The organism is Gemmatimonas aurantiaca T-27 (assembly GCF_000010305.1).
GTDB classification, from domain to species: Bacteria; Gemmatimonadota; Gemmatimonadetes; order Gemmatimonadales; family Gemmatimonadaceae; genus Gemmatimonas; species Gemmatimonas aurantiaca.
Window position 1 is genome coordinate 2,594,706 of the sequence record NC_012489.1, and the last position, 14,246, is coordinate 2,608,951.

General features: G+C 65.1%; 10 protein-coding genes and 1 riboswitch. Of the genes, 7 read left to right on the forward strand and 3 right to left on the reverse strand.

Translation table 11 applies throughout. The features are described from left to right. Positions 1-334: 334 nt before the first annotated feature. Complete coding sequence (locus GAU_RS11390) at positions 335-3,700, reverse strand: amidohydrolase family protein (RefSeq protein WP_012683701.1); 3,366 nt, start codon at positions 3,698-3,700, stop codon at positions 335-337. 230 nt (positions 3,701-3,930) lie between these two features. Between GAU_RS11390 and GAU_RS11395 the strand changes: the two genes are divergently transcribed. Further along, entirely contained in the window at positions 3,931-4,761 is an 831-nt protein-coding gene (locus GAU_RS11395) for an alpha/beta fold hydrolase (RefSeq protein ID WP_083765603.1), read from the forward strand. 34 nt (positions 4,762-4,795) lie between these two features. On the opposite strand, the gene GAU_RS11400 is transcribed toward GAU_RS11395, so the two are convergent. Next, the gene (locus GAU_RS11400; protein ID WP_012683703.1) at positions 4,796-5,674 is read right to left on the reverse strand and encodes an MOSC domain-containing protein; all 879 of its coding nucleotides are present in this window, start codon (positions 5,672-5,674) and stop codon (positions 4,796-4,798) included. Beyond that, positions 5,671-7,038, reverse strand: a complete 1,368-nt coding sequence (locus GAU_RS11405) for an APC family permease (RefSeq protein WP_197525973.1) — start codon at positions 7,036-7,038, stop codon at positions 5,671-5,673. Before GAU_RS11405 ends, GAU_RS11400 begins: the two co-directional genes overlap by 4 nt. Before the next feature lie 172 nt (positions 7,039-7,210). Between GAU_RS11405 and GAU_RS11410 the strand changes: the two genes are divergently transcribed. The 6 genes from GAU_RS11410 (at position 7,211) to GAU_RS11435 (ending at position 13,897) form a co-directional block, all read left to right on the forward strand. Then, positions 7,211-8,623: a M16 family metallopeptidase gene (locus GAU_RS11410; protein WP_012683705.1), complete on the forward strand. Its 1,413-nt coding sequence runs from the start codon at positions 7,211-7,213 to the stop codon at positions 8,621-8,623. Between the two features lie 8 nt (positions 8,624-8,631). Then, a complete protein-coding gene (locus GAU_RS11415; protein ID WP_169307667.1) occupies positions 8,632-10,113 on the forward strand; it encodes a M16 family metallopeptidase in 1,482 nt (493 codons plus the stop codon). A gap of 411 nt (positions 10,114-10,524) precedes the next feature. Continuing rightward, positions 10,525-11,004: a 5-(carboxyamino)imidazole ribonucleotide mutase gene (gene purE / locus GAU_RS11420; protein WP_052574596.1), complete on the forward strand. Its 480-nt coding sequence runs from the start codon at positions 10,525-10,527 to the stop codon at positions 11,002-11,004. Then, positions 11,001-12,215 carry a 5-(carboxyamino)imidazole ribonucleotide synthase gene (purK, locus tag GAU_RS11425; RefSeq protein WP_012683708.1) on the forward strand — a complete coding sequence of 405 codons (1,215 nt, stop codon included), beginning with the start codon at positions 11,001-11,003 and terminating at the stop codon, positions 12,213-12,215. Before purE ends, purK begins: the two co-directional genes overlap by 4 nt. A 16-nt stretch (positions 12,216-12,231) precedes the next feature. Continuing rightward, entirely contained in the window at positions 12,232-12,609 is a 378-nt protein-coding gene (locus GAU_RS11430) for a hypothetical protein (RefSeq protein WP_012683709.1), read from the forward strand. Between the two features lie 49 nt (positions 12,610-12,658). Then, a complete protein-coding gene (locus GAU_RS11435) occupies positions 12,659-13,897 on the forward strand; it encodes an acetate kinase (protein ID WP_012683710.1) in 1,239 nt (412 codons plus the stop codon). A gap of 232 nt (positions 13,898-14,129) precedes the next feature. Continuing rightward, a riboswitch (SAM riboswitch) is annotated at positions 14,130-14,205 on the forward strand. Positions 14,206-14,246: the final 41 nt, after the last annotated feature.

Below are 14,246 nucleotides of genomic sequence, written 5' to 3' on the forward strand. Positions count from 1 at the left end.
CGCCCTGCCCACCAGCAGTTTCACCATCACGGCACAAGCTCCGGGCCAGACGCCAGAGGTCTTCAGCTGCGCCACGCCAGTCTCTTGCGGCACCGTACACACCTTCAGGGACTTCACGGCAAGCGAGGGCCAGATCGTCGTTACGACCGCGCAGGGAACTCTCACGCATCCCGTCCGGCCAGAGTATCGCGTGACCTATCCCAATGGGAAACAGTGCGGCCCTGAGTGTCGATCAGCGTCGGTCACCGTTTCTATCCCAAAATAGAACAGACCTGTTGCCACAACGGGCCCGATGCATTTTGCACCGGGCCCGTTCTCGTTTCACCAGCGACGATCAGCGATCGTGCTGCGTGCTCTTCTTCTCGTTCTGCTGCAGGTTCTCTTCGCTCATCCAGTACTTCGGCCCGTACTTGCGGGCCACCGGCCACTCCTCGTCGAGCGACGTGGCATCGTACAACACACCGCCCTTCATGACCCACTTCATGTCCAGCGTGTTCTGGATCTTCTCCAGTGGGTTGCTGTTGAGAATCATGAGATCGGCCAGCTTGCCCACTTCGAGCGAGCCCAGATCCTTGTCGGCACCAAGGAAACGCGCACTCTGCAGCGATGCCACTTCCAGCGTACCGTGCGCACCGAGCCCCGGTTCACCCATCCACACTTCCCAGTGGGCGGCCAGGCCGTGCAGTTCGCCATGTGAACCCAGGGCCGAATATCCGCCGGCCTTGATCACATCGGCCATCGCCTGCGAGATGATCGGGTAGCTGTAGTCGGTCTTGGGACGCAGTTGCCGCACACGCAACGGCGAGATCAGGCTGCGCCACGGGAACCACGTGCGGATCTTCGCATCCGTCCACCAGTCACGCTCGGCGAACCAGTACTCGATGTTCCAGCTCGACGGGCCACTCACCACCAGCGTGGGCGAGTAGGTCGCTTCGGCCTTGCCGAGGAACGTAGATACATCGGAGTACATCAGAACTTCGCCGTGCGAGTGTTCCCATCCGGTCTGACCGTCCATGATCATGCCGAGATTTTCGAAGAGCGTACCACCTTCGGACGTCACGTTCAGGTTGGCCACACGCGCCGCATCGGTGAGCCACTGACGCTGGTCGCGACGCGGCTGCGCATACTGCTTGATCTGCACCGCGCCCCAGCTCTTGAGACGAGCCACGGTGGCCTGCGCGATCGCGTAGCTGGAGATGTCGTTCGTGCGCGCGCCATCGCCGCGGCTCACGTTGTCACCCGTGCTGAAGGTACGCGATCCGATCATGTCGCCCGTTTCGATCAGCTCACCGGTCGGGAAGACGTTCTGGCTCCACGTGCTCACGTCCATCGACGACGTCACGCCGTACGCGAGGTAAATGGACTGCTCGAAGTCGTGCGGCGGCCGCATGCCACGCCACTCGCGATAGTGGTGCGCATGCATGTCGACCCATCCGGGGATGATCGTCTTGCCTGCGGCATCGACCACCTTACCCGCACCGGCCGTGCTGCAGTTGGCTGCCACACAGGTGATACGACCATCCTTGATCACGATCGTGCCGCGCTCGATCACCTCACGCTTGTTCATCGTGAGAATGCGCGCCCCCGTGATGGCCACCGTACCCTTGGCCACGGCGCCACGCGCACCACTCACCGAGAGCGTGACCGTGTCCGTCTTCTTGGTATCGACGTTGTGCGAGAAGTACTGCTTCGCACTGCCCCACTCGAGCGACTTGGCGTCCCGCCAGCGCGGGAAGATGCCGCCATCACGCGAGAGCTGCGTGACCGGGAAGATGCCGCGACGCTTTTCGATGCGTTCCGCATCACCGCCCGTGCCGCCCCATGCCATCGCCGTCACGTACACATTGTCGCCTTCCTGGAAGGCCACCCACTGTCCATCGGGGCTCGGCACGATTTCATCGGCCGCCGGGAACGTCAGGTGCGTGCGCTTGTCGCTGCCATCGAGCTTGACGCTCATGAGGGCCACGCCGCCCGGTGCACCGGGGCGATTCGCGCGCTGCTCCGGATAGAACAACCGTCCTTCCGGACCAAAGCTCGGACGCAGCAACTGACGACGCGCTTCATTGCCCTGCGCCGCGCCGGTGGGCTTGATGGCCGACGCCACGGTGATGCCCGTGTCGTTGCCCGCCGCGCTGAAGCGCACGAGATCATACCAGGCATTGTGGGTGATGGTACGGCCGCGCGCCGTGGCGCCCTCGCCGAGACCGACCACCACCTGCGCACCATCGGGCGTCCAGACGGGATCGACGTAGTCACCCGGATCACGTGTGAGCTTCACCGGCGCACCGCCCGTGATGGCCACCTTGTACATGTTGCCCCGTGCGGCGTCATCGAACGTCACGAACGCCACCCACTTGCCGTCGGGACTGATCGCCGGCGCGTACTCGAGCGGCTTGAACGTGTCCGGTGTGAGACGCTTGGGCGTACCCGTCGCACCATCCTGCGCGTAGATGTGTCCGAGCGCCTGGAAGACGATCTTCTTGCCATCGGTCGTGGAGGCGGGCCAACGCACGAACTGCGCTTCCACGGGTCCATCGCTGATGCGGAACTCCTTGCGTGCCATCTCGGAGATGGTGCGATGCACCTTGGCCGAGAAGGGGATGGTGGTCACCGCACCGGTGGCAGCGGCCACGCGACGGATCTTGCCACCCTGCGTGATCACGAGGCTCTGTCCGTCCGCCGCCCACCGATAGCGGGGTAACGCGCCCAAGACCTTGCCGGCACTGATCGCCACGGGCTCGATCGGGTCCATCAGCATGCGCTCGGTACCGGTCTTCAGGTCGCGCAGCCAAAGGGCCGAGCGCGGGCCGTATTTGTGGCCCTTGAAGTCGAGCACGCCGTCCGGAATATGACGGGCAAACGCGAGCCAACGACCATCGGGCGAGATCTCGGGAGCGGCACCACCACCGCTCGAGAAACGACCGGCTGCGGCACCGACGTTCTCACCACTCGTCACGTCGACCACTTCACCGGTCTCGAAACTCCAGCGGCGCAACTGCAACTGGCCCGCCGTGAGGTCCTTGGTGGTCACGTTCGACATGTTCACGTGATAGTACAGGAACTTCCCGTCCTTGCTCACGCTCGGCCAGACACCACCGGTCACGAGCTGGACGCCCTGTCCACCATCGCGGTGGTACATGTAGAGACCACCGGCACCACCGCCGCCTTCGGCGTTTCCGCCACCGCTGCGACGCACGATGATGAAACGGCCGTCAGGGGTCCACGCCGGTTCGGCCATGTTGGACGCATTGTCGGTGGCCACCGCACGCGGGTTGCTACCGTCGGCGTTCATCACCCAGAGGTTCTGCATGCCGCGCCGATCGGTGATGAACGCGACCAGCTTGCCATCGGGCGACACACGTGGCTGGTAGTTGAGGGCCACGCCGCTGTTCTGCGTCAGGACCTCGGCGTCGCCACCAGTGGCGCGCATGCGATACACATGTCCGAGCAGATCGAAATAGATCCACTGTCCGTCGGCCGTGATGTCGGTGGACATCCACGTGCCTTCGGTGGTGGTGAAGTCGATGTCACGCGTCTTGCCACGCGCGGCCGTAATGTCCCATTGCTCGCCGGCAGCACGCGCCTGGGCGGCTGGCGGCGTCGGTGCCTGCGCCGGGAGTAAGGCGGGGTCCAGGGCAGCGGCTGCGGCCAAGGCGGCGGCGAGTACACCTGCCGCCGTGCGGACGTCCCAGTGTTTCATCTGCTGATCTCTCCCGTGATGGACATCGGTGCCAGAGGCTCTCCTTCTGGACTGTCCGCGCCTGAACACGGACGACGGCTGTGTTACGCTGTGTGGCACAGAAACGATGTCCCCGAAGAACGCGCGGGATCGCGTCGTCGTCCAGACTCGGTCGGTCCCTGCCCAGGAACTACTGAGCAGTGTCACCAACCGCGCTGTTGGTTGGCGCGGTCTCCGACGATACTTCAGGAGTGACCGAGTCCATCCCCGCTTCACTCCGGATTGTCCGGGGGGCCAACCGCACGCTGGGTCGTGTGGCACCCTCCCTGACCGCGCGATTGAATCAGCAGTTGTTCTCCATGCCGCGTCGGCACGCCCCACGCGACTGGGAGTTGGCGCTGGAGATGCTGGCCACGCGCCGTCGACTGAGCGACGGCCTCTCGCTCCTGGAAGCCGGCGATGGTCCGACGGTGGCGTTGATCCACGGGTGGGAAGGACGCGCCACGCAGTTCGCCACCTTTGTCCCACCCCTGCTGCAGGCGGGATATCGCATCCTAGCCATCGACGGACCGGCCCATGGACGATCCAGTGGACGCCGAGCAGATCCCTATCGGTTCGCCGATGCGCTCGCCCGGGTATCGCGCGAGTTCGGACCGTTACATGGCCTGGTCGGCCATTCGATGGGGGGTGGCAGCATCGCCATCGCATTGGCCGCCGGGCTGGAGGCGCGGCGGGTGGTGAGTATCGCCAGTCCGGCATCGCTGCGGGATGTGCTGGGTCGGTATGCCGCCGTGATGCAGATGCCGCCGCGTGCCACGACACGATTCATTGAGCGATTCCATCACCACGTGGTGCGGCGTGGCCATCGCCCCGTGGATGTGCTGGAACTTCTCGAACACGTGGATACGGCAGCGCTGGTCATTCACGCCCGTGATGATCGTGAAGTGCCTTTCAGCGATGGTGAACGCATCGCGGCGCACTGGCGCCAGGCGGCGCTGATGCCGGTGGACGGGCTGGGACATCGCCGCATCCTGCGTGACGCGGCCGTGGTCGACGCCACCGTCGCGTTCCTGCGGGGCTGAGCGCGCGGCATCGCACACGCATCAGCCATCGGCTTCAGCGCAACGACTCCACCATCACGGCATCGCCGACCTGAATGACTCCGGGGGCGTCGTGTGTGAAGTTCACACCGAACATCACCAACCCTTCCATGCGTCGATAGCCAGCCAGGGTACGCAGGGGCTCGGTGCCCTGCTGACGCGTGTCAGGATCCACCGTGGTTAGCACGCAGCGCGCGCACAGTGTACCAGCCCCCAGCGTGACGTCACCGATGCGCACGAGACGCCAGGTGTCTTCCTGATGGGCAGTGATACCGGCGATCCACACATTGGCGCGAAACCGCCGGCGATCCATATCGTCGGGATGCCCTCGCGCCGCCAGATGCGCATTGAGCGTGTCGATGCTGGGCAGGCCGAGCATCATGAGTGGCGCGCCATCGGTGAACGCGACATCCCGGCCCTCTGGTGAGAGGGGGCCAGCGTATTTGGGCTTGAGTGGGCGGCGTGAATCGTCGAAGATCCGCACCAGGCGCGCATCGCGGCCGATCACCCGGGAACACCAATCGGCGGCGTCATCACCGGCATCATGCGCGATGACGGCGTCATCCCAGACCACCACGCGACGCCGGTCGGCGTGCGACGACGGCACGGCGACATGCAGCAACGGTTCCCCATCGGCCGAGAGCCACAGTCCGCCCTCACGATCGGCCTCGTCGAGAAACGACGGGACAATGCGCAGCATGGCATGGCACTCGCGCGCGGTGATGGCGCCACCCTCCGGATCGACCAGCAACCATCGGCGATCACCCATCGCCCCACGTTCGTCGAGTACCAGTTCGCTCACGTCGATGCCGCTGGCCGACTTGATCGGATAGATCGTCAACCCGGCGACGTACGGGCCGATCGGGGTGGGGTCAGGCTGTACGGGAGAATTCATGGGGAGCGCTCAGAGCGGGATCGCTGTCGCATCCAATAGGCATACACCGGTAGCCCCAGTGCGAGCAATGCCGCCCCGCGCAGGGCGTTGCCCGGATTGGAGACAACCGAGCCGATCACCACATACCCGGCCGCCGCGACGAACAACACGGTGGTGAACGGGTGCCCGGGCGCACGCACCGCGATGTGCTCACCGCGCGCGGCATCCCGCGCCCGCAGCACGAACAACGTAGCGGCGGTGCTCCCGAAGAAGATCCAGTCAGCGAATACGACGTAGTCGAGCAATTGGCCGTAGGTACCCGACAGCAGCAGCACCAGGGCCACCACTCCCTGCCAGAGCAGCGCCGACACCGGTGTCTGCGTGCGCGGGTGTAGCTGTGCCATGCTGCGGAAGAACAGTCCATCGGCCGCCATGGCCTGGTACACGCGCGCCGACATGAGGATGACCATACTCAGGAACCCCACCGTGGACGTCACGATGCCAAATGTGATGAGCGTGCGACCGACGGGTCCGAGATAGATCTGCATGGAATCGGCGGCCGGCGCCCGCGAGGCAGCCAGTCCTTCGAGGCCCAGCGCACGGAGGTAGGCCATGTTGACCAGCAGATACGTGGCTGCCACGATCAACACGCCCAGGATCAGCACCTTTGGCAGGGTGCGCGCCGGATCCACCAGCTCTTCGGCCACCGCGTTCGTCTGCTGCCAACCGCCAAAGGAAAAGAGCACGGGCACGAGGGCCGCCCCCATGGCGGCAATGGTGTCGCTCCAGCCGGTGGGGGGTGTGAGCGTCACAGGTACCGCGGCGACAGGGAGCACCGCATCGGCTCGGGGCGAGAGTACCAACGCCGCGACCACCAGCAGCGCGATGGCCGACAGCTTGAGCACCGTCAGCACGTTGCCCGTGGTGGCACCGATGCGGACACCGGCCACGTTGAGCGCCGTCAGAACCACGATGAGCGCGATGGCAATCGGGCGTCCCGCCTCGGCGGGCAAGCCAAGCAGTTCGGCCAGATAGTTCGCGCCGGTCATGGCCACCGCAGCGATGGCCCCCGTGCCGATGATCAGAAAGAGCGCCCAGCCATAGAGAAAGGCCGGCAACGTGCCAAAGGCTTCGCGCAGGTACACATAGGTCCCACCTGCCTTCGGGCGACGTGCCCCCAGTTCGGCGTATACAAAGCCGCCGATGATGGCGACGACCGCGCCGAGCCCCCAGGCGCCCATGGTCAGGGGGGCTGTGCCCACCCGCTGCACCACGATGGAGGGCGAGAGGAAGATGCCGGCGCCGATGATACCGCCGACGACCAGCATCGTCCCCGAGAAGGTGCCCAGCCGCGCCGCGTAGCGGACGTCAGAAGATTGGGTCATGGGGCGATCACAGGGTCCCCCGGTCATCTGCCGGAGCGGCCGGTCCCACGTCGTGAACCCCTCGCCGTGCCAGTGGCGTAGAATCAGGCAAGAACTTCGAAGATCTCATGGCGCCAAAGTGCGGTCAGTACATTTGTCTCGCTACCCGTTTGTCCCCTCGTTCACACACCCCATGAACGTATCCCACGCTCCTCGCCCCCGCGGTGCGCTCGTCAGGGCCACGCTCGGCTCACTGGCTGCGGCGGCCGCCTTGCTGGCCACGGCATCGCTGTCAGCCCAGTCTGCGCCGTCGATTCCCCACGAGAAGTACTCGCTGCCCAATGGCCTCGAAGTGATCCTGCACGTGGATCGTTCGGTGCCCATCATCGCCGTGGAAGGCTTTTACAAGGTCGGCTCAGGCGACGAAAAGAAGGGGCGCACCGGGTTCGCCCATCTTTTTGAACACGTGATGTTCATGGGGTCGCAGAACGTGCCGGTGGGCAAGTTCGACGAGTGGCTGGAAGCGGCGGGTGCCAGCAACAATGGCTCCACCAATTTCGATCGCACCAACTACTACGAGACCGGCCCGTCGAACGCCCTGCCCCTCATGCTGTGGCTGGACGCCGATCGTATGGGTTGGCTGCTGCCCACGATGGATCAGGAAAAGCTCGACCTGCAGCGCGGTGTCGTGCAGAATGAGCGTCGGCAGAGTTACGACAACGTGCCCTATGGCCGGGCGTTCGAAACCATTCTGCCCGTGATGTTTCCGTCCAATCATCCGTATTCGTGGCCGGTGATTGGTTCGATGGCCGATCTGAGTGCTGCGGCGCTGGACGACGTGAAGGATTTCTTCCGGCAGTATTACGCGCCCAACAACGCCACCATCACCATTGCCGGCGATTTCAACGCGGATTCGGTGAAGGCGCAGGTCACGAAGTACTTCGGCAGCATTCCCCGCAGCGCGCAGCCCGTGGTACGCCCGACCGTCCCCGAGGTGCGCATCGCGAAAGACACCGTGTTGGTCATGGAAGACCGCGTACAGTTGCCGCGGGCGTACTACGCGTGGCACGGTGTGAAGGCGTTTTCACCCGATGATGCCGCGCTCGACGCGCTGACCGACATCATTGCTGGTGGCAAGAGCTCGCGCCTGTACCGCACGCTCGTGTACGAGAAGCAGATCGCGCAGGACGTGAGCATGGGCAACACCTCGCAGAAGCTCGATGGTCTCATCATGCTCACCGCGACGGCCAAACCCGGCGTGCACCCCCGGGAGATGGATGTCGAAATCCGGAAGACGCTGAACGACATCGCCACGTCGGGCGTCACCGACCGCGAACTCACCCGTGTGAAGAACGGCATGCGCGCCTCGATGCTCGACCGCCTGTCATCAGTGCTCGGCAAAGCCACGCAACTGAGTTACTACAACTACTACACTGGAACTCCCGACTACATGGCACAGGATCTCGCGCGTTACGAGCGCTTGACGTCCGCAGACCTGCAGCGTGTGGCGCGCCAGTATGTGCTGCAGCCGAAGATCGTGCTCACGGTGGTGCCCGAGGGCAAGAAGGAACTCGCCCTCACGTCGGCCCAGGGAGGAAACAACTGATGCCCACGATGACACATTCTGCATTCGCGGCCATGGGGCGTGCCGGTGCGGTGGTTGGCCTGGCATCGCTGATGGCGCTGCACACCGCCGGAGCACAGGGTGCCGCGCCGCGCCCGGCCAGCACCACGCCGCCCGTCCTTGGCGCCCCCAAGGCACTGACGTTGCCCACCATGGTGGAACGCACGCTGCCCAACGGTCTCAAGCTGGTGATCGTGCAGCATCGTGAACTGCCCATTGTGGACGCCGTACTGGTCGTGCGTACGGGCGCCGAAGCCGATGGCGCCGCCAAGGCAGGCCTGGCAACACTGACGGCCAACATGCTCGACGAAGGAGCCGGCTCGCGCGACGCGCTGGGTCTGGCCGAAGAAATTGGCTACCTCGCGATTTCTCTCGGTACGGGCGCCGCGTTCGAATCCAGTTCGATTTCGCTGCACAGCACCCGCGCCACGCTCGACAGCGCCATGCAGCTCATGGCCGATGTCGCACTCCGGCCGACCTTTCCCGAGAAGGAGTTCGCGCGCCTGAAGAGCGAGCGACTGACGACGCTGTTGCAGGAACAGGATCGCGGTCCGGCCCTCGCGTCGCGCGCCTTTGCCTCCTTGGTGTTCGGCGAGATGCATCCGTATGGCCGCAGCGGCAACGGCACCAAGGAAACGGCCGAATCGATCACGCTGGACGATGTGAAGCAGTTCTGGCGGTCATGGTATCGTCCGAACAACGCCACGCTGGTGATGGTGGGCGACCTGACCGTGGCGCAGGCAGAAGCGATCGCCACGCGTGCCTTCGGCGCCTGGGAACGCGGCACACTGCCGCCCGCGCCGGTCTATGCGTCCAACCGCATGGCACCGCGACCGACGACCATCTTCATCGTCGACAAGCCAAAGGCCGCGCAGTCCTCGTTCCGTATCGGCGGCATCGGTGTGGCACGCAGCACGCCCGATTACTACCCGCTCATGGTGCTCAACACGGCGCTGGGTGGTTCGTTCACGTCGCGCCTGAACAACACGCTGCGCGAAAAGAAGGCGTTCACCTACGGGGCCGGCTCGAGCTTCGCGATGCGTCGTGAAGCAGGACCGTTCACGGCGAGCTCGGAAGTCGTATCCGCCAAGACCGATTCGGCGCTCATCGAGTTCATGAATGAGCTGAAGGGCGTGCGTAACGCGCTGCCGGCCGCCGAACTGGCGAAGACGAAGCGGTACCTGCAGCTCGGATACGCCGAAGGTTTCGAGTCGACACGCGATATCGCATCGCAGGTATCGGCGCTGATTCCGTACAACCTGCCGCTGACCACGTTGAACACGTTCAACGCCGGGATCGGCCGTGTGACCGCCGCCGATGTACAGCGCGTGGCCACCCGCTACATCGACCCCACCCGTCTGACGATCGTGATCGCCGGCGACCGCGCGTCGATCGAGCCTGCGCTCAAGGCCACGAATATCGCACCAGTGGAAATCCGCGACGCCCAAGGAAGACCAGTAGTCAGGCCGTGAACGGCGTGGACAGCGGGAGCTGGACGGACGGAAGCTGGTGGAACGGGAGCTGGACCCACGGAAGCTGGAAGAACGCGAGCTGGTGAAACGGGGACCAGCGGGAACTGGACCGACACGACTGCGGTTCTCGTCCTTCCGATTCCCGTTGGGCCCCGTCTGTCCAGCTCCCGTAGGTCCAGCTCCCGTAGGTCCAGCTCCCGTAGGTCCAGCTCCCGTCGTTCCCCCTCCCCTGGATCCCGCCCCCGTAGTCCCCGTCCTCCGGGTTGGTCCCCCGTCGGGCCGACGGTAAGTTGAGACGCGAAGGCGGCCGCCCCAACGAGCTCCGCCATCCGTCCTTCTTCCGGAGCCCCCGTGACTGCAGTGCCCGACAGCGCCCTCACCGCCGGCTCCACCCCCCTCGTGGGTGTGGTGATGGGCAGCGCCAGCGACTATGACACGCTCGCGCCTGCCTGCGAGGTGCTCGCCGAACTCGGCATTCCCTACGAAGCCCGCGTCGTCTCCGCCCATCGGACGCCAGACTGGCTGTTCGAATACGCCGAACAGGCGCACGCACGCGGCTTGCGCGCCATCATCGCCGGGGCCGGCGGTGCGGCGCACCTGCCTGGTATGCTCGCGTCCAAGACGCTCGTCCCCGTCCTCGGCGTGCCCGTCGTGGCCACCCCGCTCAATGGGTTGGACGCCCTGCTCAGCATCGTCCAGATGCCGGGGGGCATCCCGGTGGCGACCTTTGCCATTGGCAAGCCCGGCGCCACGAACGCGGCCCTGTACGCCGCCCAGTTGCTGGCCGCCGGTGATGCCGCCTTGCACGACGCGCTGCTCAACCGCCGGCGTGTCAAAGCCGCCGAAGCGCTGGCCCGTCCGCTCAACGCCCCCAACGCGATCATTCCGTGAGTGCTGGTTTCCCTAGCGGTTCCCGTTCGCCGATTCTCCCCGGCGCGACCATCGGCTTTCTGGGCGGTGGCCAACTCGGGCGCATGACCGCCCTCGCCGCCCGTTCGATGGGCTACGACATCCAGGTGCTCGACCCCGAGGCCGCCTGCGCAACACGACCCGTGGCGTCCCGCACCATCACCGCGAAATTCGACGACGTGAACGCCGCGGTCGATCTCGCGTCGCAGTGCGATGTCATCACGCTCGAAATCGAACAGATCCACCCGGACGTGCTCGACGCAGTGGCAGCGCGCACCACACTGCACCCCGGACGCGAGGCGGTCTACATCATCCAGGATCGCATCCGGCAGAAGCAGTGGCTCAAGGCCAACGACTTCCCGCTTGGCGCCTTCGTCGCCGCACAGTCGGCCGATGACATCGCCGATGCCGTGCGCACCCACGGCCCTTGCATCGCCAAGTCCACCCATGGTGGCTACGACGGACGCGGTCAGGTGCGTCTGTCCAACGTCGATCAGGCCAAAGACGCGTGGACCGCGCTCGGCGGCCACCCCTGTGTGGTGGAGCAGCGCATCGATATCGCGTACGAGATCTCGGTGCTCGTGGCGCGCTCGGCCAGCGGACAGGTGGCCGTGTATCCGCCATCGCGCAATCACCACACCAGCGGCATTCTCACCTGGGCCGTGGTACCCGCCGTGATCTCCGATGCCATGACGCAGCGTGCACAGCACCTCGCACGTGGCGTCGCCGAACGCATCGGCATCGTCGGACTGCTCGCGGTAGAGTGTTTCGTGACCAAGGACAACACGCTGCTGGTCAACGAACTCGCCCCACGTCCGCACAACACGTATCACCACAGTGAACGCGGACTCGCCACCAGTCAGTTCGAGCAGTTGGTGCGAGCTGTCTGTGACCTGCCACTCGGCGACACCACCGCCTTCGCACCATCCGCCATCGTGAACCTACTTGGCGACGTGTGGGTGCAGGATACTCCGCCCGCGATGGAGCACGCGCTCGAAGTGGACGGCGTGCGCCTGCACCTGTATGGCAAGGCCGGCGCACGTGCCGGTCGCAAGATGGGGCACCTCTCGGCCATCGGCACCAGCGCGCAAGATGCGCTGGGTCGTGTGCTCGAGAGCTATCGCCGCCTCTCGCCGGCTACCACCGGCAGCTTCGACGTGCACGAGCCCGTGCTCGCGCACATCACCTCCTGACCTGAGTTCCCGCCCCATGTTCCCACATCAGTTCTACGAAATCCTGCACATCCTCGGCATCGCCATGCTGTTCATGGCGATCGGCGGTGTTGCCGTCCATGCTGCCAACGGTGGTACCAAGGCGACCAGCACCACCCGCCCCCTCGTCTCGGCCGTGCATGGCATCGGCATGCTGCTCATTCTGGTCGGTGGGTTTGGCATGCTCGCCCGTATCGGCTTTGCGCATGGCACGAACTTCCCGGGCTGGCTCTGGGTCAAGCTCATCATCTGGCTGGCGTTTGGTGGTCTGGCGCTGCTCCCGTACCGCAAGCCGGCGCTGGCCAAGCCGTTTCTGCTGTTGATGCCCGTGCTCGCTGGCGTCGCCGTCTACATGGTGCTCTACAAGCCGTTCTGATCGACTACCCAGGCGGCCGGCGCAACAACCGCCGCTTCTCGAGGCACAGTTGAACATTCTGGTGCTCAACGCGGGATCGGCGACCCTCAAGTTCCAGGTCGTCGTGACCGACGCACAGCGCATCGCCGCCGATCAGGATGAAAAGTTGATCCGCGGGCAGATCGAACGTATCGGTGGGGAGTCGGTCATCACACTCCGGCTCCCCGATGGCAGTTCACGCAAGCGCACCGCCGCCCTGCGCGACCTGCGCGCGGCCGTCGATTGGCTGGTGGGTTTCGTGACCTCCGCCGAAAGTGGCACGGGGCTCAGCGCACGCGCCGACCTTCACGCGGTCGGTCATCGGGTGGTGCACGGCGGAGAGCAGTTCCGCAACAGTGTGCGCGTGGACGATGGCGTCCTACGTGGCATCGAAGAAACCATCGAGCTCGCGCCGCTGCACAATCCGCACAACCTGCGGGGTATCGAAGCCGCGCGCGCCGCTCTTGGGGACGGTGTGCCACAGGTGGCCGTGTTCGACACCGCGTTTCACCAGACGCTGCCTGAACACGCCTATCTCTACGCCATCCCCTATCCGTTGTACCGACGGCACAAGGTACGGCGCTATGGCTTTCACGGGACCTCGCACCGCTCCATCGCCTATCGCTTCCGCAAGCTCACAGGCCGTGCGAAAGCCGACGTACGCATCGTGACCCTGCACCTGGGCAACGGGTGTTCCGCGTGCGCCATCAAGGACGGACAGTCCATCGACACCAGCATGGGCTTCACGCCCCTCGAAGGACTGGTGATGGGGACCCGCGCCGGTGACATCGATGCCGCGCTGCTCGACTACATCGGCGCCAAGGAAGGCCTGTCTCCGCCACAAGTCGAGGCCATGCTGAACAGCCAATCCGGACTGCTGGGCATCTCCGGATTGACCAATGACATGCGGGACCTGTTGGCCGAGGCGAACGAACTGCGCGACCGTCGAGCCCGCCTCGCCATCGAAATGTTCTGCTATCGTGCCCGGAAGTACGTAGGCTCGTATCTCGCGGCCATGGGTGGCGCGGATGCGGTGGTCTTTGCCGGCGGCGTGGGCGAAAACGCTCCGGAGGTGCGGGCGCTGATCTGCGAAGGGCTGCAGTGGGCAGGCCTGCACATCGACGCCGACCGGAACCAGGCATTGGTCGGCGGCCAGGAAGGGCGATTCTCGACCGAAGGCGCCGCACTGGAGGCCTGGGTCGTGCCGACGGACGAAGAGCTGCTGATCGCCCGTGACACCTACCGCGCGGTGGGTGACGGAGCAGTTTGATCCGGGACTTGATAAAACGGCGAGGGGTGCCGATACTGGGGAGTGCACGGCGATTTTCCCGATTTGACGGGCCGTGTACTCAGCGCCTGAGGCGCTGTCCTTCCGTCTAAGTCGAGGCCCTGACGGCCCGCGACGAGAAATCGGCGTGGGCCGTCAGTCGTTTGAGGCGGTTCGCGGCTTCAACCCGTAACACCAAAACTGAAGGGAAGACGCACCGCTGCACTCGGCAGCGACTGTCGTCCGTGGTGATTTGCCGCCGATTGCCGCCACGTAAAACAACGAGCTAAACAGCGATAGCGCCCGGCGGTCTATCCGTATCCGGGCGCGTTCGTGTTGTTGGGCGGCACTC

Excerpts from the sequence above, each read along its gene's own strand:
- GAU_RS11390 (WP_012683701.1), bottom strand. The coding sequence starts at position 3,700 with ATGAAACACTGGGACGTCCGCACGGCGGCAGGTGTACTCGCCGCCGCC.
- GAU_RS11400 (WP_012683703.1), bottom strand. The coding sequence starts at position 5,674 with ATGAATTCTCCCGTACAGCCTGACCCCACCCCGATCGGCCCGTACGTC.
- GAU_RS11405 (WP_197525973.1), bottom strand. The coding sequence starts at position 7,038 with ATGACCCAATCTTCTGACGTCCGCTACGCGGCGCGGCTGGGCACCTTC.
- GAU_RS11410 (WP_012683705.1), top strand. The coding sequence starts at position 7,211 with ATGAACGTATCCCACGCTCCTCGCCCCCGCGGTGCGCTCGTCAGGGCC.
- GAU_RS11415 (WP_169307667.1), top strand. The coding sequence starts at position 8,632 with ATGACACATTCTGCATTCGCGGCCATGGGGCGTGCCGGTGCGGTGGTT.
- purE (WP_052574596.1), top strand. The coding sequence starts at position 10,525 with ATGGGCAGCGCCAGCGACTATGACACGCTCGCGCCTGCCTGCGAGGTG.
- GAU_RS11430 (WP_012683709.1), top strand. The coding sequence starts at position 12,232 with ATGTTCCCACATCAGTTCTACGAAATCCTGCACATCCTCGGCATCGCC.